An 18208-nucleotide genomic window follows, 5' to 3' on the forward strand; every position below is an offset into this window, starting at 1 on the left:
GCTCATCGCCCAGCCCCCTCACAAGCACGGCGGCCAAAAGCCCTGGGGAAAGCCGCCAGCATCAACGCCGCCAGCAAACTTGCCAACCCCAGCAGCAACATCAGCCGGCTGTCGGTGGCGGTCTGCGGCAACTTACCCTGCCAGCCCTTGGGCGCATGACTGGCCACTTGCCCTTCCCGGGTCGCCGCGGCGTCCGGATTGACCGGGGTGACATCCACTGCCACCAGGCTGGTGTACGGACTGACCAAGTGGTACTTCAGCGACAGCGCTGTGACCTGGCGTTCAATGCGTTCACTGTTGGCAGCATCTTTGGCCAGCTCCAGCGCGGCTATCTGTTTTCTGGCCCAGATAAGATCCAGCCCTTTGGGATCAGCCTTGGCATTGAGCGCCAGCTCCTGCTGCCAGAATTGGCCATCGATAAGACCGGATACGATAACTGCCTTGTGGGCATTGCTACGCTGTTTGATGCTCACCAATACCGGCTCACCCTGATAGAGATCCGGAATTTGTGCCGGCCAGTAATCCGGCACTGTGCCGTCAGGGTAGCGCAGCGACACATCTGTGATCCTAGGAGCGGAGATTTTTTCCAGCAAGGCAACCACCTTTTGCTCCACCTCCTGCATCTTGCCTATATAGGTAAAGCTGCCACGCCCCAGCTCTGCGGCGCGCTGCATAAAGTGGGAGTTGGGGGCACTGCCTATGCCTACGGTAAACAGGCGGTTTTCGCCGAGCCTGTCTTTAATCAGTTCAAATAGCGCCTGTTCATTGCCTACGGCGCCATCCGTCATGAAAATCACTTGCCTGAGCGCCTTACTCTCACCTTGCGAACCAATGTTATTTTGAGCGGCAAAATCATTATTCAATGCCAGCTCAAGCGCCTTGGCCATCTCGGTACCACCGTTGGCTTCCAGGGCGCGAATAAACTGCTGCGCCCAACCTATATTGTGGGCCGTCGCCGGCAAAGAGTTGGCCGCCATGGTTTGCACTGCAGAGTTGAATTCAACAACATTGAAACTGTCCTCCGGTTTGAGACTGCTCAAGGCATACAGCAATGCCTGTTTGGCCTGAACTATTGCATCTCCCCCCATGGAGCCCGAAGTATCTATCACCAGAATAAGCTCCCTGGGCAAGGGCTTGGCCACCTCTTTGCTCTGTGGAGGCATCAACATCAATAGACTGTATTCATCCCTGGCAGCTTGGCCTTCGGCCTGCGCTAAAGAAGGTGCTGGGGTATGGGTCTGGCCTTGCTGGCTGAACAGCGCCGCTGCGGGCTTGGCGCCCGTATCCGCTTGCCATTGCAACACAAAGTCGCTGTCGGCCTTGGTATTGTCTTGTTGCAGCTGCACCCGAATACGGCCATCACTCAGGGTTTGTTGAGAAATAGCATGATAAGGGGATTCCAGCGACAGCAAGGGAAAACCAGCATCCAGGATAATATCCAAACTGAGACGATTCTCCTGGCCACCGCTTTGCGCTTGGGTGCTTATAGGCTCAGAGCTTTCGCTATCTGTACCGGCAAACATCTTTTCAAGGCCCGCGGCTTCAATCACAGGGCTCAACAACCGCGCCGCCTCTTCCACGCCCTTGAAGCTTTGCAGCATGCTTTGAGGCAGATAACGGGGCGTGTGGGTCATGGGAAAGCGCAGGCTGAACTGACCATCACGGTAATCCAATGCTTGCTGGTAGCTGAAGCTGACTTTAAGGGTTTCCCCCGGGGCCAAATTAGCCACCTGAGTGGTGAACAGGTTGGGCCGCTCCTGACTCAGTAAACTGGCGCGCTTGCCCTGAGCCTTGGCCTGCTCAAAAGTGCGCTTGGCCTCTTCCTTTGGTTGAATAACCCCCTCGATGATCCGCTCACCTATTCTCAGCTGCATGCTGTCCACCGCCGCCTCATTGGGCAGCGGGAACAGGTAACGGCCGTGGATCCACTCCTGGCTATCATTGGTGAATGACTGGGTGACGCTGACTCTGTTACTCCAGCCGCTGATGCTCATGCTGACTTCGGTTGCCAGTGCCGGGGCCTGGGTGTCGCCGAAGGCGAGCACCCCGGCACCTGGCCACTGCGGGTTATCAATCAGTTGAAGGGTACTTTCCTGAGCCTGGGCACTTGCAGGCTCTTCGGTAAGTTGGGGGCCATTCTCGGCCCAGGCTTCAACCGAGCTCACCAGGTTAAACACCAGCAGTGCCAGCAGGGCAAAGCCTGAAAATTGCAGGGCGTTAACGGCCCTGCATAAATAAGTATCAGAATCGCTGTGACTGGCGGCGGGCATTCTCTGAAACTGCTCGTTTTCCTGCCGAGGGATATCCATATTCATTTTGTCGCTCCCTCTCAATTACTGCTTTGTTGATTGGCTGCCAGAGCAGCTCCCTGAGTCTGCAATTTCAGCGTGACCCGACGGTCAAAGAAGTCGCTCTCGCGGCTCTGTTTGGCACTGAGGGGTGAACTGGCGCCAAAAGCCTGGGTTTGCAAACGCTCTTCGGCAACGCCTTGGCTAACCAAATAACTTTTCACCGCCTCGACCCGCTGCTCGGACAGCGTCTGGTTGTAATCAGAATTACCGCGGCGATCGGCGTAACCGGTCAGATCCAACATCAGCTCAGGCGACAGGCTCATGGCATAGGCCAAATCGTCCAGCTGGCGGGCAAAGTGGGGTTCGATTTCGGCGGTGCCGGTACGAAACTGCACATTCATACCCACTATCAACTCTTCGAGCTGAGCAGCCCGGTCGCGGGAAAGCGCATTGAGGCGACTCTGGGCATCGGCGTATTGCAACGATAACTCCTTCAGCGCTCGCTGCTTCTCACTGAGACTCGCCAGTTGTTCGGTTTGCTCGGCCAGCTGTTGCTGCTGACTCTTGAGCTGCTCGTCATCGCCCACAGACTTACCCACTATGCCGCCGGTGAAGGCACCGATAACGGCCCCCACAGGCCCCCCAACCACGGCGCCCAGCAGTGCGCCTGTGCCAAAGCCAACCAACTCTTCGTTGTGGTCTCTCTCCTGAGTCGGTAAGTTTGGCTGGCTGTCGGCGTGCGCCAGAGAAGAAGTCAGCAACAGTGATGCCATGATCAGGGAGGCTATGGGGGTGGGGGTCTTTTTCATCATCTCGATTCCTTTTGTCTTGTAGAGCCTGCTGCCCAGTTGGCAGCGTTCCTCGTCGTTGAGATGATTAAACCCCATTTAAATGGCAAGTCTGGGGAGCAAAAATGGCACTTTGGCTATCAATTGTGGCAACAAAATGGCAATTGGAAGCGATCGCTTTTTTCACGGCTAAAATCCTGTATAGTCACGGCTATTCACGGCTCGGCAGGAACAAGAGGCAGATGAAACGCATTGCCATAGTGGAAGATGAAGCTGCAATAAGAGAAAACTACAAAGATGTGCTGCAATCACAGGGTTACTCTGTGCAGACTTACGCCAACCGCCCCGAGGCCATGCAGGCCTTCAACACCCGCTTACCGGATCTGGCCATTATTGACATAGGTCTGGAGCATGAAATCGATGGTGGCTTTACCTTGTGCCAGTCGCTGCGGGCGATGTCGGGCACCCTGCCGATTATTTTTCTCACCGCCAGAGACAGCGACTTCGATACGGTTTGTGGCCTGCGTCTGGGTGCCGATGACTACCTGAGCAAAGATGTCAGTTTTCCCCATTTACTGGCGCGGTTGGCGGCGCTGTTTCGCCGCTGCGAACTCGCCGGCAGCAGCGCTCCGGCCGACACCCTGATGGAGCGCGGCGCCCTCACCATAGATGCCAACCGAATTCAGGTATATTGGCAACAGCAGCCGATTGAATTGACAGTGACCGAATTCTGGATGGTGTACGCCCTGGCCAAACATCCCGGCCATGTGCGCAGCCGCACCGAATTGATGCAGGAAGCCAAGATTTATGTCGATGACAGCACTATTACCTCCCATGTAAAGCGGATCAGGCGCAAGTTTATCGCCGCCGATCCGGCCTTTGACTGTATAGATACCGTCTATGGCATGGGTTATCGCTGGGATCCCGAATCTTGAAGTTTCCCTCCTATCACCCGCCAATAGGCCTCAGAACCAAGACTCTGGTACTGTCGCTGTTTTTGCTGTGCCTGCCCTGGCTTGGCTATCAGTATGTGTGGGAGATGGAGAAATATCTGCGTCACGGCCAGGAGAAAACCCTGGAAGGAACCACTCAGGCCCTGGCTACGGCGCTGCATGAAAGACCCAGGCTGTTCGACAGCCAGGCCAGTTTCCTCAATCAAGTGGAAAAGGGCCGCGATCTCTACGCCTACCCGCTCAACGGCCCCATTCAGCTGGATGGCCGCCTCAATGATTGGGAAGCTTACCGCCATCGCGCCATGACCTATGGCGAAGAACACACCCTGATGCGCTTGAGTGACAGCCAGTCAACGCTGAGCTTTACCCATATGGTAGGTAAATATGGCGGCTACCTTTACGGCTTTTTCGAGGTAACAGATCCAAAGGTGATTTACCGCGGCCGCAACAGCCTGAGTGTGGATCGCAACGACTATCTGGCTATCGCCACCCTGGCCCCGGATGGCCGTTTTCGCCGCTACACCATAGCCAACAAGCACGATGGCTGGCTCAGCGCCTTCGAGTTGCCTGAAAATCCAGCGCTCAGCGCCCCGGTGACACCAGAGGTCCGCATTCAGGGCCAGTGGTTGAAAACCGATAAGGGTTACAATATTGAACTCAGAATGCCGCTGGAGATGGTGGGCAGTAAACTCAGTTTTGCCATTCATGATGTCAACGACAAAAAGAGCCGCAGGCTCGAAGCCATAGTTGGTACCTCGGCCACTGACCGCGCCGACAAGCTGGGGACGGTTCTGGTACCATCACCGGAAATTGAAAGTATTATCAAAGGTATGGGGCATAACAGCTCGCGGATCTGGGTGGTGGATGTCCATGGCCGGGTGCTGGCCAAGTCGGGCGATATTCGCGCCGATTCCAGTGTCTGGACCCGCTCGGTCGAGGAGGAGCGGCAACCGGAAAGCTTCTTTGGCAAACTGGAACACGACTATCTACACCCCATCTACTACACAGTGCTGACCAAGCCACCTATGGATTTTATCGACTCACTGCAGGACTCGACCGAACTCGGCGGCAGCCATATTCGCCGGGCGCTGAATGGCCAGATGGCCTCCACCTGGCGCCTGACACCGGATAACAAGGCGGTGGTGTTGGCGGCGGCCAGCCCCATCTGGATTGACGATAAGGTGATGGGCGCCGTGGTTGCCGAGGAAACCACCCATGGTATCCGTACCCTGCGTAACCGGGCACTGGAGAAGCTGTTCAATGTGATCCTGACCGTGATGGCCATGGGAACCCTTGCACTGTTTGTGTTTGCCTCCGGGATCTCCAGCCGCATTCGCAAACTCAGGGATCAGGCCGAGCGCGCCATCGACAGCCAGGGGCGGGTTCGCGACACCATTCCACCTTCAAAAGTGCGCGATGAAATTGGCGATCTGTCGCGCAGTTTTGCCAATATCGTCAACCGATTGGGGCAATATACCCACTATCTGGAAAACATGTCCTCACGGCTATCCCACGAATTGAGAACCCCGGTGGCCGTGGTGCGCAGCTCGTTGGAGCACTTGAGTCTGCAGCAACTGGACAAGGACACGGCCAAGTACGTCGACCGCGCCCAGGAAGGGGTCAACCGCTTGTGGCTGATCCTCGCCAACATGAGTGAAGCTACCCGGCTCGAGGAGTCCCTGTCCCAGGCCGAGATAGATGAATTCCCGCTGACCAAGGTAGTGGCAGGCTGCGTCGCCGGGTATCAGATGACTTACAAGGAACAAGGTTTCGTGCTGGTGTTGCCGGATGAACCTTTGACCATGCGCGGCGTGCCTGAATATATCGCCCAGCTGATGGATAAGCTGGTCACCAACGCCATTGAGTTCAGCAAAGCCGATACCGATATCCGCATCAGCCTAAAGGTGCAGGGCAAACAGGCCCTGCTCAGGGTGGAAAACCAAGGGCCACTGTTACCGGAAAACATGACCGAGCAGATCTTCGAGTCCATGGTCTCAGTGCGGCCACAAACGATGCAGTCCAAACCTCATCTGGGACTGGGACTTTATATCGCCAGGCTTATCACCGCCTTCCATGGCGGCCATATCAGTGCCAGCAACCTGAGCGACGGCTCAGGTGTCGAAATTCGGGTCAGCCTGCCGCTGCTTTAAGCCGCAGGCAACTTGAACAAGTCTCAAGCCCGCCGCACTGGCAATGACACGATTCAATGTTAATATGCCTCAAAGGGGCGCTCGCCCCGCCATCACAGACAAGAGTTGCATCCATGAAGAAAGCCACCAAGCTGGTCTCACTCGGCCGGGACAAAAAGTGGAGCAAGGGAGTGATCAATCCTCCCGTGTTTCGAGCATCAACCGTCGTATTTGACAGCATGGAACAGATGCGCCACGCCACGGCCAATCGCGCCAAAGGGGAGATGTTCTATGGCCGCCGCGGCACCCCGACTCACTTTGCCTTTCAGGCGGCCATTGCCGAACTCGAAGGTGGTTTTGGCACTGCGCTCTACCCTTCAGGCTCTGCGGCCATCAGTGGCGCCCTGCTGTCTTTTCTGGAGGCCGGTGATCACTTGCTGATGGTAGACAGTGTCTACGAGCCCACCCGGGATCTGTGCGACAAGCTGCTCAAGGGGCTGGGGATTGAAACCAGTTACTATGACCCCTTGATTGGCACCGGTATCCGCGATCTTATCCGCCCCAATACCAAAGTGCTGTTTCTGGAATCTCCCGGCTCCATCACCATGGAAGTCCAGGATGTGCCGACCCTGTGCCGCATCGCGCATGAGCATCAATTGGTCACCATGCTGGACAACACCTGGGCCTCCCCCATCAATTGTCGCCCGTTTGAGATGGGCGTCGATATCTCGATTCAGGCCGCTACCAAGTACATAGTGGGTCACTCGGATGTGATGCTGGGTACGGCGACCGCCAATGAAGCACACTGGGATACCCTGAGGGAGAACAGCTATCTCATGGGCCAATGCACCTCTGCAGACGATATCTTTCTGGCGGCCAGGGGCCTGAGAACCCTGGGGGTGAGAATGGCGCAACATGAAAAAAATGCTCTCAAAGTGGCCAATTTCCTGGCGCAGCGCCCGGAAGTGGATCACCTGCGCCACCCGGCGTTTACCAGTTGCCCGGGGCACGAGTTTTTCCAGCGTGACTTCAGCGCCGCCAACGGCTTATTTTCCTTCGTGCTCAAAGAGGGTAACCGCCAGGCGATGACCGCCTTCGTCGAAGGGATGGAGCACTTCAAGATGGGATTTTCATGGGGTGGCTTCGAGAGTCTTATTCTGGCGATATCCGGCATAGAGAAATTGCGCACGGCAACCCAGTGGGACAGCAGTAAGCCCCTGGTGAGACTGCATATAGGTTTGGAAGATCCGGACGATTTGATTGCCGACCTCAAGCGAGCCTTCGAGCGTTATCACGCCGCGATGCAGGCTTAATCAGCAAAAAGCCCGCTTGAATGCGGGCTTTTTAAGCTTATCGCTGTTAGCGTCAGTCAAAGTCCAGCTCATCTGCCGACACTCCTACGCCCAATTCACGGGATAAGGCCATCTGCTCACGAATATCCTCTATTCGCCTGCGTGCAGCGCTTATCCGTATGTCTTTTTTACTGACCCGGTTATTGGATGTCAGTGTTCCCTCTTGGGCCGCTTCGCTCTTGCCTCTACTCACAGATTGATTAAATGACATGTTCTTCCCTTAACTTCACGCCGGTTCTCTCCAGCTGTCTCAAGAGCGCTTCCTGCTCACTTGGGGCAAAGCCGGTAACCCGGAGTTAAAAACGACACATCCGGTATTAAACACACCGGCAACCCTCACATCATGCATTATTAAAGAGCCCGTTCCTATCGGAAAGTTCCCTTATTTTAATTCCGTTCAGGAAAAACTCAGGCGTATAAAAAATAAACAAGTGCAAACGCTCAATTAATTAACGCACGGCACACCTTATAAAGGCATAGAAACATTTGCTTACTATTATCAGTGATACAAACTTGTTTAAATAAAAACATATATTTAACAATGTATTTTAAAGAGCAATAAGATCAAAAATAACATATTGATTTTAAATAGATTAACCCTTAACCTTTAGTTGTTTTATAAATGTTAATTTTAAATTAATTTTAAATTAATAAAAATAGACAAGTGTTGCCAAATCTAGGTTTAAATTGAATCATATCTTTGTCACTGAAACATTTGACAAACAAAATAAAAACATTGCCACGCAAGGCAATTTACAATAATAATCAAGGAGAGAGATATGACATCCATATCTACAACAGCCAAGGCCGTTCGCTTCGGTCTTCTGGCTGCTGCAACCAGTATTGCTTGTACAGGTTTCAGTTATGCTGAAGATAAGCCTGAAACATTTGAACGTATTGAAGTCACAGGTTCAAAAATCAAGCGTATAGGGGAGATAGCACCAACACCCGTCACAGTGATCACAGGCGATGGCCTTATCGAAGCAGGTGTTACCAACGTAGCAGATCTGCTGCATAAGATGCCTAACACTCTGGTTGGTCTGTCACCGGAAACCACCAACAACACTGTTTTTGCCAGTGGTCTGAATAACACTGACCTGAGAGGACTGGGCTCCGACCGTACTCTGGTGCTGGTTAACGGCCGGCGCTTTGTAGCCGGCTCGCCAAGCTCAGGCGCCGTGGATTTAAACAACATCCCAACCGCCATGGTTGAGCGTATTGAAATTACTACAGGTGGCGCTTCTGCAGTTTATGGCTCTGATGCCATTGCCGGGGTGGTCAACATAGTGACCAAAACCAGTTTTGATGGCTTGGCTATCGATGCTTCTACCACCCGTCCTACCGAAGATGGTGGTGAAGAGGAATACGCCTCGCTGACTTTCGGCTCTGACTTGGGTAAAGCCAACTTTGTGACCAACATCAGTTGGTCACGTCAGGGGCAGATTTCATACATGGACAGAGAGTTCCTGCGTGAAGCGCCGATTGTGGTTCGCAATCAGAATGCCAATGGCCCGAATGATCCGCAGGCAGTAATGTGGGGCTATGGTCAACAGGTACTGGCTTCATACAGCAAGACAGGAACTTTTGTCTCCAACGGCACCCGTTATACCTTCAGCGATGACGGTCAAATTCGGCCAATGGATCTGGGTCAACCACTGCCGCCGCTGACCAGCGGCCGGGTGGACTATCTCGGTGGTGAAGGCTACAACTTTGCCGAGAACTCTTTCATCAAGACACCACTGGACAGGATCAATTTCTTTACTGTGATGAACTATGACATCAATGATGATCATAAATTTACCATGGAGGCCAACTACACCAAGTCTGAAGCCTATGGTGAAAGTTCACCTGCATTCCTCAACTTCCGTCTGTACGATGACAATGCCCTGCTCTCACCCGAAGCGGCGGCTTTGGTGACGGCCGGCGAATCCACTGCTGGCGCCGGGGTAAACGTAGGCTATCTGGCATCTGATTTCGGCAACCGTAAATACAGTCAGGACAGAACCACAGCGCGTTTGGCACTGGGTGTTGAAGGTGCGCTGTCCGATACCTGGTCCTATGACGTTTACGCCACTGTTGGCCATGTTCAAGCCGACACCGAATGGTATGGCGAAATGTTCGAGCAGCGCTTCTATGACGCTGTCGATGTGATTAAAGATACCGACGGTAATCTGGTATGTCGTGACGAATACGCCCGAGCCAATGGCTGTAAGCCTCTGAACGTATTTGGCCGCGGCCAATATGATGAAGCCGCCTACAACTGGGTCAGCACAGATGCCATTCGCCGCTCATCGATAGATCAATACGTCGCCGGTGCCTCTGTCAGCGGCGATCTGTTTGAACTGCCAGCCGGCTTTATCGCAGCGGCATTCAGCGTTGAATACCGTAAGGAAACGGCTGAAACCCTACCGGATCCGGCAATGCGTGAAGGTTTGCTGTTCAACAACCAGTCTCAACCACTTTATGGTGAGTTTGATGTGACCGAGGCATCAGCCGAATTGTCCATCCCGCTGCTGCAGGATGTGATGTTGGTGCAGGATCTGACGCTGGAAACCGCTTTCCGTTATATGGACTACTCCTCCTCCGGCTCTGATACTGCCTGGAAAGTGGGTATCAACTGGGCGCTGAATGATGATCTGCGCATCCGTGCCAACCGTTCCAAGTCTGTACGGGCACCTAACATTGCCGAACTGTACACCCCATCCAGCCAAACCTTCCGCACGATCAACGATTATTGTGCTGCCAGCTTCAGGAACAGGATCAACCCTGATTACCTGGACAATGTGTTGGCCAACTGTGCGGCTCAAGGGATCCCGACCGACTTTGAACCATCCCAGGACTGGTACGGTTCAACTCGTCCAGGCTTTATTGTGGGTAACCAGGACCTGAAAAACGAAGTTGCAGACGACATCACTCTGGGCTTTGTGTACACCCCGTCTTACCTGGAAAACTTCAGCCTGACGGTGGATTACTGGAAGTTTGACATGGAGAATGTGATCAACAGCTTCAACGGTGCTGAAGTGGTCAAGTACTGCTATCAGTCCAGTACCATAGATAATGACTTCTGTCCTTTGCTGGAACGTGATCCCGATACCCATGAGATAGTGAACTACTATGAGAAGCCGGTTAACTCGGCATCCAGTATCACTTCAGGTTTCGATATTGAAGCCAACTATCGCCTTGAAACCAGCTTCGGTGACTGGGGCTTCCGCCTGTTCAGTACTTATCTGGAAGAGCGTTCATTCAACTCTACCGGATTCGCCGATGATGAAGTCAAGGAAGTGGGTGAGCAGGAGCGTCCACGCTGGCGTCACCGCTTCACCACAGACTACACCTACAATGACTTCTCTGCCGTGCTGACAGCCAACTATCGCAGCGGCACTGTGCTGGACAACGAATGGTCACCCAATCAAAACAACTATAACGACATCCCGTCTTATACCACTTTTGATTTGACCAGCCGTTACAACATCACAGATGCATTGCAGGTTCGCGCTGGCATACTCAACATGTTTGACCGCACCCCACCTCGCCAGCCAGGCGTATATAACCAAGGTGCTTACTACGACATGCTGGGTCAGCGCATCACCCTGGGTGTGAATTACAAGTTCTAATCCAGTAGCAACCCCAAAAAAGCCTCGATTTCGAGGCTTTTCTTTTTTATATCTTGACCTATCAGTTTACCGCCTTGGGCCTTGGCTCATAGGCATCGGTTCCCCACAGCGGCACAGTGGACAGGGCGTGCTTGTGGCTGCCGTTGGTTTCTTTGGTGGAATAGGACAGATACAGGAGTGTCTGGTGTTCGCTGTCATAGATACGCCTCACCTTGAGGCTCTTGAACAAGATGCTCAAGGACTCGGTAAACACTATCTCGCCCTTCTTCCCCAGTTCGATACTGGCCAGTTGCGCCTTGGTTATCGGTCCTGTCTGGCGACAGCTGATACTCATATCCGATGGGTCGGCAAAATCCAGATTGGCCTCTATGCGGCTGATATGACAGGTAACACCGGGCAGTTTGGGATCTGTCTTGGCATCTATGATCACATCTTTGGTGGTAAATACGCCCAGGCTGACCTTACCCACATCATCGCCGCACCCGGCGAGCAAGCCTGTTGCCGCAGTCACGACTAAGGCGGCCAAGAGTGGCGTTTTTTTCAGTGCCATGAAGAGTCCTCTTTCAATTAAAGTGCAATTTAACGGTACAGGCGCTCGGCCCAGCGGGTCAAGCCGGCCACCACTGAGCCGAAGTGATCGCCACTGACCAAAGCCACATCCGGGAAACGCGCGCGGATCTGCTCGGTAATATACGGGCTCTTGGCGCTGCCACCTGTGAGATAAATGACATCCGGCTGACATCCCCCTTCCGCCAAAGCCTGGGTGATAAGCTTGTGCACCGTTTCGAGCGATTCATCGATGGCGGCCACAAAGGTGGCGGCATCGACATTCACACTCAAGGGCTGCGGTTTGGGCGCTTCGACAAAGCCTATATCCATAGCGGCTTGCTTACTGTCGCTCAGGGCGATTTTAAGCTGCTCGGCACTACGTACCAAACGATAACCCAGCTGATCTTTTTGCACCTTCAATAAGCGCGCAAGTTTCGCCTGCTCTTTGGCATCCCGTTGCAGCTCTTCAATCAGCTTGCGACTACTCAAGGCAGAGAACTCCCGCTGGGCACTGACATCGTTGACGGCGACCGCGTTCCAGAAGGGTTGCCTTGGCATAGGCTTGCCTGTGATCAGCGCACTGCCGAGCCCCAAGTGCGGCATAAAACCGGCCATTGCCAAGGCGATATCCAGATCGTTACCCCCTACCCTTTGACCACTGTGGCCCAGGCAGTCGTCACTGCGATCTTTCTTGTCCTTAAGCTCGGGCCCCATACGCACAAAGGAGCAGTCGCTGGTACCGCCGCCAATATCCACCACCAGCACCCGCTGCTCCCGGGTGAGTGTCGACTCAAACTCAAGGGCTGCCGCCATAGGCTCATACAGAAAAGCCACATCGGTGAACCCGGCGCGCCGGGCCCCCAGAGTCAAAATGGCCTCGGCTTGCTTGTTGCTTTGCTCGCCGCCAATGCCCTGAAAGTTAACCGGTCGCCCGATCACCACCTGGGAAATAGCCTGTTTCAGGCTCTGCTGCGCCCGGGTATGAATTTCCTGCATCATCAGGGTGACGATATCTTCAAACAGCGCCATCTGATTGCTGAGCAGGCCCGAAGCGCCGAGGAAGGACTTGGGCGAGCGAACATAGAAGCCCTCTTCCGGCATCTCCATATAGGTTTCAATCGCCTGATTGCCGATGAATACCGCTTGCTCGTTGGCAAGCAAATCCAGTTCCAGGCGTGCCGTTCGGGCGCGACTCAGCTCGGCGGCGCGTTTGGGTTTGAAATCAGCCTGGGCCGCCAAAGGCAAGCGCTGCAGCACAGATTCGGAAATGAGTTCCCGCTCCATGGCATAAATGGTCGACGGCATATAGTTGCCATCCTCGGCCAGAGGCAAGAGCCGGGTCTGGACCCCATCCATCACACCAATGGCGCAGTTGGCACTGCCATAGTCAAAACCTGCAAACATTCCGTCCTCCTGCTTTCGCTGGCTCGAAGTGGCCCGGGCGCCGCTTTTTGCTTTGAAGACAAAGCCTCAGCGCCCCTTTCCCGGCCAGGAAACCGGCCGAGAAAAAAGAGCGCAACATAGCATAAGCCGGGCAGAAAGCCCAATCGCCAATATCGCTCTCTTTGACCAAAGTAGGGGCATTGTCATTCTTTCGACATAAATTCGCTCTACCTTTAAGGAATGTTTCTTGCGTTCTTGCCTTCTTGCAAAGGACAAAGGGCTAAGGCCATTTGCTGCAAACCGCGCCTTGTATCCAGGTCTATAATCCAACGCAGAGCACACATGGGACTTGTTCGCACCTTCTTTAGCGCCGGCGCAACCGCGAATTCAAACCTGAGCCAGGCCGAAATAGCGTTAAACCAAGAAACTGCGCCCTGCCTTTATTCTCTGATTACAAGCGGATATCGGAGTGTTATTGTATATCTGCCGGGCTTTCTCTATGTCCGGCGTCTGCTCACGAGGAGTCTTTGCCGTGTCACCGTCCGTCGAAAAATTTTCTCTGGATAAGGAGCTTTCCTGGCTGTCTTTCAATGAAAGAGTCTTGCAGGAAGCCGCCGATCCTCTGGTGCCTCTGGTGGAACGGGTTCGCTTTCTGGGCATATTTTCCAACAACATGGATGAGTTCTTCCGGGTCAGGGTTGCTGCGGTGCGTCGCTCGATTCTGTTATCCAGCCTGCAGGAAGGTCACAACTCCAGCCGCCATTTGATGGCCAAGATCCAGACCAAGGTATTGATACTGCAAGAGCGTTTCGACGCCATTTACGGCGAGTTAATGCGGGAACTGGCAAGACACAGCATCTTTCTCATCAATGAGAAACAGCTGAGCGATTTTCATAGCCAGTGGCTGAAGAAACACTTCAAGGATCAGCTCAAGCGCCACATCACGCCGCTTATCCTCAGCAACCGCTCCGAGCTGTTCAAACAACTCAACGATGACACCACCTATCTGGCGGTGTGCCTCTACAGCCGGGAAAAGCGTCAGTACGCCCTGGTGGAAGTGCCCACCAAGAATGTGCCGCGTTTCATCCAACTGCCGGCAGAAACCTCAAAGCGCCGCAAGCATTTGATTTTGCTAGACAACATAATAAGGCACTGTGTCGATGAGCTATTCGCCCCCTTCTTCGAATATGAAGAGATTGAAGTCTTCTCCATGAAGCTGACCCGCGACGCCGACTTCGATCTCACCGATGAGCTGGAACAGAGCCAACTGGAAAAGCTCACCAAGGGCCTGAAAAAGCGCCTCACCGCCGAGCCTGTGCGTCTGGTGTATGATAAAGAGATGCCGGAGCATATGCTGAGTATGCTCACGGCGCAGCTGAATATCTCCAATACCGAGTGCCTGATACCCGGCGGCCGTTACCACAGCTTCAAGGACTTTATCGGCTTTCCCAATCCGGGACGCAAATACCTGGAAAACGACAAGCTTCCGGCACTGGACTCAGCCGGATTCAGTGTCTGTGCCAACAAGTTTGACGCCATTCGCCGCGGCGATATCATGCTCTATTATCCCTATCACAAGTTTTCCCACTTTACCGAGCTGGTGCGCCAGGCGGCCTATGATCCTGCCGTCAAGTTCATCAAAATCAGCCTCTATCGGGTCGCAAGAAAGTCCCATATCATCCAGTCGCTGATAGATGCAGCGAAAAACGGCAAACAGGTCACCACAGTGATTGAACTCAGGGCCCGTTTCGATGAGCAGGCCAATATCGAGTGGAGCCGGGTGCTCGCCGAGGCCGGTGTCAAGGTGCACCATGGGATCCCAAGCTTGAAGGTCCATGCCAAGATGTGCCTTATCGGCCGCGAGGAAGCCGGTGCAATGCGCCTCTATGGCCACATTGGCTCGGGCAACTTCAACGAAGGCACGGCCAGGGTGTATACCGACCTTTCGCTGTTTACCGCCAATCAGGAAATTGCCGCCGAGATAGAACAGGTATTTGAGTTGATTGAGCACCCTTACAGACGGGATAACTTCCAGCATCTGATAGTTTCCCCCTATGATGCGCGCCAGAAGCTGACCGGCCTTATCGAGCAAGAGATCATCAATGCCCAAAGCGGCATCAAGGCCGCCATAACCCTCAAGCTCAATAATCTAGTGGATGAGGCGATGATTCAAAAGCTGTATGAAGCTTCCAGCGCCGGCGTCAAAATCCGTCTGCTTATTCGCGGTATGTGCGCGCTTATTCCCGATATTCCCGGGATCAGCAACAATATTGAGGTCTTCAGCATAGTGGACCGATTCCTTGAGCACTCACGGGTGATGCTGTTCCACTCAGGCGGTGAAAACAAACTCTTTCTCTGCTCCGCCGACTGGATGGGGCGTAATATCGATAACCGTATTGAAGTCAGCACCCCGGTATATGATCCCGGCTTGAAGCAGATGATCCTCGATACCCTGGCGCTGCAATTTACCGACAACATCAAGGCGCGGGTGATCAACAAAGATCAATCCAACCCCTACCGTAAGCGGGGCAACAAGCGTAAGGTAAGATCCCAGATAGCCATACATCAGTATCTGGGCAACTACGAAAAACAGCGGCAACTGGATCTGGCCAAGCCCCAGGAACCGACGCAATAGCAAAATGAGGACCACCTTGACTGCAACACCCAAGCATTTTGTCGCTGTGGATATGGGCTCCAACAGCTTTCATCTGGTGATAGCCCGCGAGCAGGATGGCAGCATTCAGATCCTGCATAAAGAGAAACGTCTGGTACAGTTGGCCGAGGGGCTGGATCAGGACAACAGGCTGGATAATGACGCTATAGCGCGCGGTCTCGCCTGCCTCAAGGATTTCAACCTCAGGTTTTCTACTCTGGATCAGGCCAGAGTCAGACTGGTGGCCACCCACACTCTGAGAGTCGCCCGTAACCGTGAGGCCTTTATCGAGGCCGCCAGGGCCATTATGCCCTACCCGGTCGAAGTGGTCTCCGGCCATGAAGAGGCGCGCCTTATCTACAAGGGCATAGCCCACAGCCAGGAGCTGGCAGAGCGCAACCTCATCATAGATATCGGCGGAGGCTCCACCGAAGTGGTGCTTGGCCACAAGACTCAGGCGCAGATACTCTCCAGCCTGCGCTGTGGCTGTGTCAGTTACAACCAGAAATACTTTGTCGACGGCAAGCTGACGCTGGATAACTTTCGCGCTGCCCAGGCAGCAGCCGATAAACAGTTTGCCTCACTGGCCAAGGAATATTTCAGTGGCCAGTGGGATCTCACTCTCGGCAGCTCAGGCAGTGTCAAGGCCATCTGCGAGGCGATGCAGCACTTCTTCAACGATGAAACCATCACTCTGCCCAGGCTCAAGCAATTGAAACAGCAGTTGCTGGACTGGGGGCATGTGGATCAAATTGAACTGCCGCAGGTGGACAGCAAACGTGCACCTTTGCTACCTGCGGGGCTGGCTATCCTGATCAGCTTCTTCAAGAGGCTGCCGGTCACCGAGTTGCAGTTTGCGCAAGGGGCTCTGCGCGAAGGCGTACTATACGAACTTGCCGGGATCAGCCAATTCGGTGATGTCAGCGGCCGCACTGTCGAGAGCATGGCCAAACTCTATCATGTGGACTTGAACCATGCCGCCAAGGTGGCCACTTCCGCCAAACAGCTGTTTGATGCCGTGGCCGACGGTTGGCAACTCGAGCCCTGGCGCTCCCTGCTGGAACATGCGGTGAAACTGCATGAGATAGGGATCCATATCAACTCCCGCGCTCACCACAAACACGGCGCCTACATCATAGCCAATAGCGATCTGCCCGGTTTCAGCCAAGAGCAGCAACAGCTGCTGGCACTGCTGATTGGCAACCAGCGCAAGAAACCCAACCTGGAGGCGCTGGCACAACTGGAGCCCGCTCAGAAATTACGCCTAATCCGCCTAATGGCGCTGCTGCGGCTCGCCGTGTTGCTGAATCTCGGCCGTATCGCCCGCAGCTTGAAAATCACCCGGGTAAAACCCACGGCAACAGGGATGCAGATAAGCCTGCCCGAACCGCGTCAACGTATCAGCCTGTTTGCCAAAGACTTGCAGCGGGAGCAAAAGCAGCTCGCCCAGTTGGGCTTTGAGCTGCAGATAAGTTATGCCGATGTGTGACTAGGCTCTTCTTATATCCGTAACTGTGGTCAATTAATGGCTGGGGTTAATCAATGACTGTGGCTGTGATGCCCGCCTTCAAGCTGCTGACCATCTGCCGAGTAGAAACCTGAGCTGCCATGTTGAATAAAGCCCTGGGTGATCATCTTGGCAATAAAAGGGTCTGACTCACTGTCGCCCACATCGGCAAAGTCGAGGTCCTGGAAACCTGAGGTAAGCCGCTTGAAACTCTCCAGGCTCACAGGTGTCAGTTTGCTGAGCCGATAAACAATACGCTGCTCACCTTGAGTGATGGTCATCTCGGCCGGCAGTTCCAACTCGCTTATCCAGCTCAGTTGCAAAGACTGCGGCTCGTTAACGCCACTTTTGTTCGCGTGACTATGACTTTCTTCATGACTTTCTTCATGACTCTTGCTCCTAAGGGAATAGCTCTGACGGGTGAAGCAACTATCCTGCAGGCTTTGGCCCTTTTCAAATTGACTCAAGGCAGCGGGCGATATCAGGTGGAACTGCCTATCGAGATCGGTGTGAATATTCAGCGCCAAGAGATCGCCGCGGCGATAGCTAATAGAGCGTTTCTCCTGGGGGAAATAACGCACATACTCGCCATTTTTATGCCAAGCCTCATAGCTGACAGGGCTGCGCTGATAGATGATGGTATCGTCAAAGCGCGTCAGGGTCAGTTGCTGCTGCCCGGCCTGCTCACCGCTGCCAACAGTGATCTGATAGCTGGCTTGAAAACGACCGGGTTTGGCGGCACAAACATTAGCATTATCGCCAATTGAGCCGCCCGCTTTGACATGGGCGTGCTCCTGGCTGCCAGGCTGGTTGCTGACAGACTGAGTATTGGCCATGGCAAACTGCCCCAGAGAAGCTGTGATCCCCAAAGCGAGTGAAAACGTAAGTGGATGACAAAAAACGCGAGGGGCTGTGCAAAGAGCTGTGCGAGGAGCGATATGAAGCGCTACGCGGGAAAAAAAGGGTAACGCTGGCTTGAATGTTACACG

At 53.9% G+C, this 18208-nt stretch carries 12 protein-coding genes; 6 read left to right on the forward strand and 6 right to left on the reverse strand.

What is annotated here, in order from left to right; all coding sequences use genetic code 11:
- Nucleotides 1-2 precede the first annotated feature (2 nt).
- Nucleotides 3-2315 carry a marine proteobacterial sortase target protein gene (locus tag N512_RS22080; RefSeq protein ID WP_051472618.1) on the reverse strand — a complete coding sequence of 771 codons (2313 nt, stop codon included), beginning with the start codon at nucleotides 2313-2315 and terminating at the stop codon, nucleotides 3-5.
- A 14-nt stretch (nucleotides 2316-2329) separates the two neighbouring features.
- Nucleotides 2330-3103, reverse strand: coding sequence for a sortase-associated OmpA-like protein PdsO (pdsO, locus tag N512_RS0102820; RefSeq protein ID WP_028779331.1), 774 nt, complete (start codon nucleotides 3101-3103; stop codon nucleotides 2330-2332).
- Nucleotides 3104-3321: 218 nt separating this feature from the next.
- On the opposite strand from pdsO, the gene pdsR reads away from it, so the two are divergent.
- The 3 genes from pdsR to N512_RS0102835 all read left to right on the forward strand — a co-directional run bounded on the left by pdsR (nucleotide 3322) and on the right by N512_RS0102835 (nucleotide 7474).
- Nucleotides 3322-4014 carry a proteobacterial dedicated sortase system response regulator gene (gene pdsR, locus N512_RS0102825; RefSeq protein WP_025009526.1) on the forward strand — a complete coding sequence of 231 codons (693 nt, stop codon included), beginning with the start codon at nucleotides 3322-3324 and terminating at the stop codon, nucleotides 4012-4014.
- Nucleotides 4011-6182 (forward strand): proteobacterial dedicated sortase system histidine kinase, encoded by a 2172-nt coding sequence (pdsS, locus tag N512_RS0102830; protein WP_037473958.1) that lies wholly within the window; start codon nucleotides 4011-4013, stop codon nucleotides 6180-6182. Before pdsR ends, pdsS begins: the two co-directional genes overlap by 4 nt.
- A 113-nt stretch (nucleotides 6183-6295) precedes the next feature.
- Nucleotides 6296-7474, forward strand: a complete 1179-nt coding sequence (locus tag N512_RS0102835) for a cystathionine beta-lyase (protein WP_028779333.1) — start codon at nucleotides 6296-6298, stop codon at nucleotides 7472-7474.
- A 52-nt stretch (nucleotides 7475-7526) separates the two neighbouring features.
- Here the strand turns inward: N512_RS0102835 and N512_RS0102840 are convergent, their stop codons facing one another.
- Nucleotides 7527-7724 carry a PA3496 family putative envelope integrity protein gene (locus tag N512_RS0102840; RefSeq protein WP_025009524.1) on the reverse strand — a complete coding sequence of 66 codons (198 nt, stop codon included), beginning with the start codon at nucleotides 7722-7724 and terminating at the stop codon, nucleotides 7527-7529.
- A gap of 568 nt (nucleotides 7725-8292) precedes the next feature.
- On the opposite strand from N512_RS0102840, the gene N512_RS0102845 reads away from it, so the two are divergent.
- A complete protein-coding gene (locus N512_RS0102845; RefSeq protein WP_028779334.1) occupies nucleotides 8293-11127 on the forward strand; it encodes a TonB-dependent receptor plug domain-containing protein in 2835 nt (944 codons plus the stop codon).
- A 61-nt stretch (nucleotides 11128-11188) separates the two neighbouring features.
- On the opposite strand, the gene N512_RS0102850 is transcribed toward N512_RS0102845, so the two are convergent.
- Together N512_RS0102850 and yegD are read right to left on the reverse strand one after the other, a co-directional pair.
- Nucleotides 11189-11677, reverse strand: coding sequence for a CreA family protein (locus N512_RS0102850; RefSeq protein ID WP_051472619.1), 489 nt, complete (start codon nucleotides 11675-11677; stop codon nucleotides 11189-11191).
- Between the two features lie 29 nt (nucleotides 11678-11706).
- On the reverse strand, nucleotides 11707-13080 hold the full coding sequence (gene yegD, locus N512_RS0102855) for a molecular chaperone (protein WP_028779336.1): 1374 nt from the start codon (nucleotides 13078-13080) through the stop codon (nucleotides 11707-11709).
- Between the two features lie 478 nt (nucleotides 13081-13558).
- On the opposite strand from yegD, the gene ppk1 reads away from it, so the two are divergent.
- Nucleotides 13559-15694 (forward strand): polyphosphate kinase 1, encoded by a 2136-nt coding sequence (gene ppk1, locus N512_RS22085; protein WP_443018263.1) that lies wholly within the window; start codon nucleotides 13559-13561, stop codon nucleotides 15692-15694.
- A 16-nt stretch (nucleotides 15695-15710) separates the two neighbouring features.
- Nucleotides 15711-17201, forward strand: a complete 1491-nt coding sequence (gene ppx / locus N512_RS0102865; protein ID WP_028779337.1) for an exopolyphosphatase — start codon at nucleotides 15711-15713, stop codon at nucleotides 17199-17201.
- 50 nt (nucleotides 17202-17251) lie between these two features.
- On the opposite strand, the gene N512_RS22090 is transcribed toward ppx, so the two are convergent.
- Nucleotides 17252-18055, reverse strand: a complete 804-nt coding sequence (locus N512_RS22090; RefSeq protein ID WP_051472621.1) for a hypothetical protein — start codon at nucleotides 18053-18055, stop codon at nucleotides 17252-17254.
- Between the last annotated feature and the right edge of the window lie 153 nt (nucleotides 18056-18208).

It is taken from the genome of Shewanella sp. 38A_GOM-205m, from assembly GCF_000518445.1.
Taxonomy (GTDB): Bacteria; Pseudomonadota; Gammaproteobacteria; order Enterobacterales; family Shewanellaceae; genus Shewanella; species Shewanella algae.

Excerpts from the sequence above, each read along its gene's own strand:
- pdsR (WP_025009526.1), top strand. The coding sequence starts at position 3,322 with ATGAAACGCATTGCCATAGTGGAAGATGAAGCTGCAATAAGAGAAAAC.
- N512_RS0102840 (WP_025009524.1), bottom strand. The coding sequence starts at position 7,724 with ATGTCATTTAATCAATCTGTGAGTAGAGGCAAGAGCGAAGCGGCCCAA.
- N512_RS0102835 (WP_028779333.1), top strand. The coding sequence starts at position 6,296 with ATGAAGAAAGCCACCAAGCTGGTCTCACTCGGCCGGGACAAAAAGTGG.
- ppk1 (WP_443018263.1), top strand. The coding sequence starts at position 13,559 with ATGTCCGGCGTCTGCTCACGAGGAGTCTTTGCCGTGTCACCGTCCGTC.
- pdsO (WP_028779331.1), bottom strand. The coding sequence starts at position 3,103 with ATGATGAAAAAGACCCCCACCCCCATAGCCTCCCTGATCATGGCATCA.
- N512_RS22090 (WP_051472621.1), bottom strand. The coding sequence starts at position 18,055 with ATGGCCAATACTCAGTCTGTCAGCAACCAGCCTGGCAGCCAGGAGCAC.
- N512_RS0102845 (WP_028779334.1), top strand. The coding sequence starts at position 8,293 with ATGACATCCATATCTACAACAGCCAAGGCCGTTCGCTTCGGTCTTCTG.
- yegD (WP_028779336.1), bottom strand. The coding sequence starts at position 13,080 with ATGTTTGCAGGTTTTGACTATGGCAGTGCCAACTGCGCCATTGGTGTG.
- N512_RS0102850 (WP_051472619.1), bottom strand. The coding sequence starts at position 11,677 with ATGGCACTGAAAAAAACGCCACTCTTGGCCGCCTTAGTCGTGACTGCG.
- N512_RS22080 (WP_051472618.1), bottom strand. The coding sequence starts at position 2,315 with ATGAATATGGATATCCCTCGGCAGGAAAACGAGCAGTTTCAGAGAATG.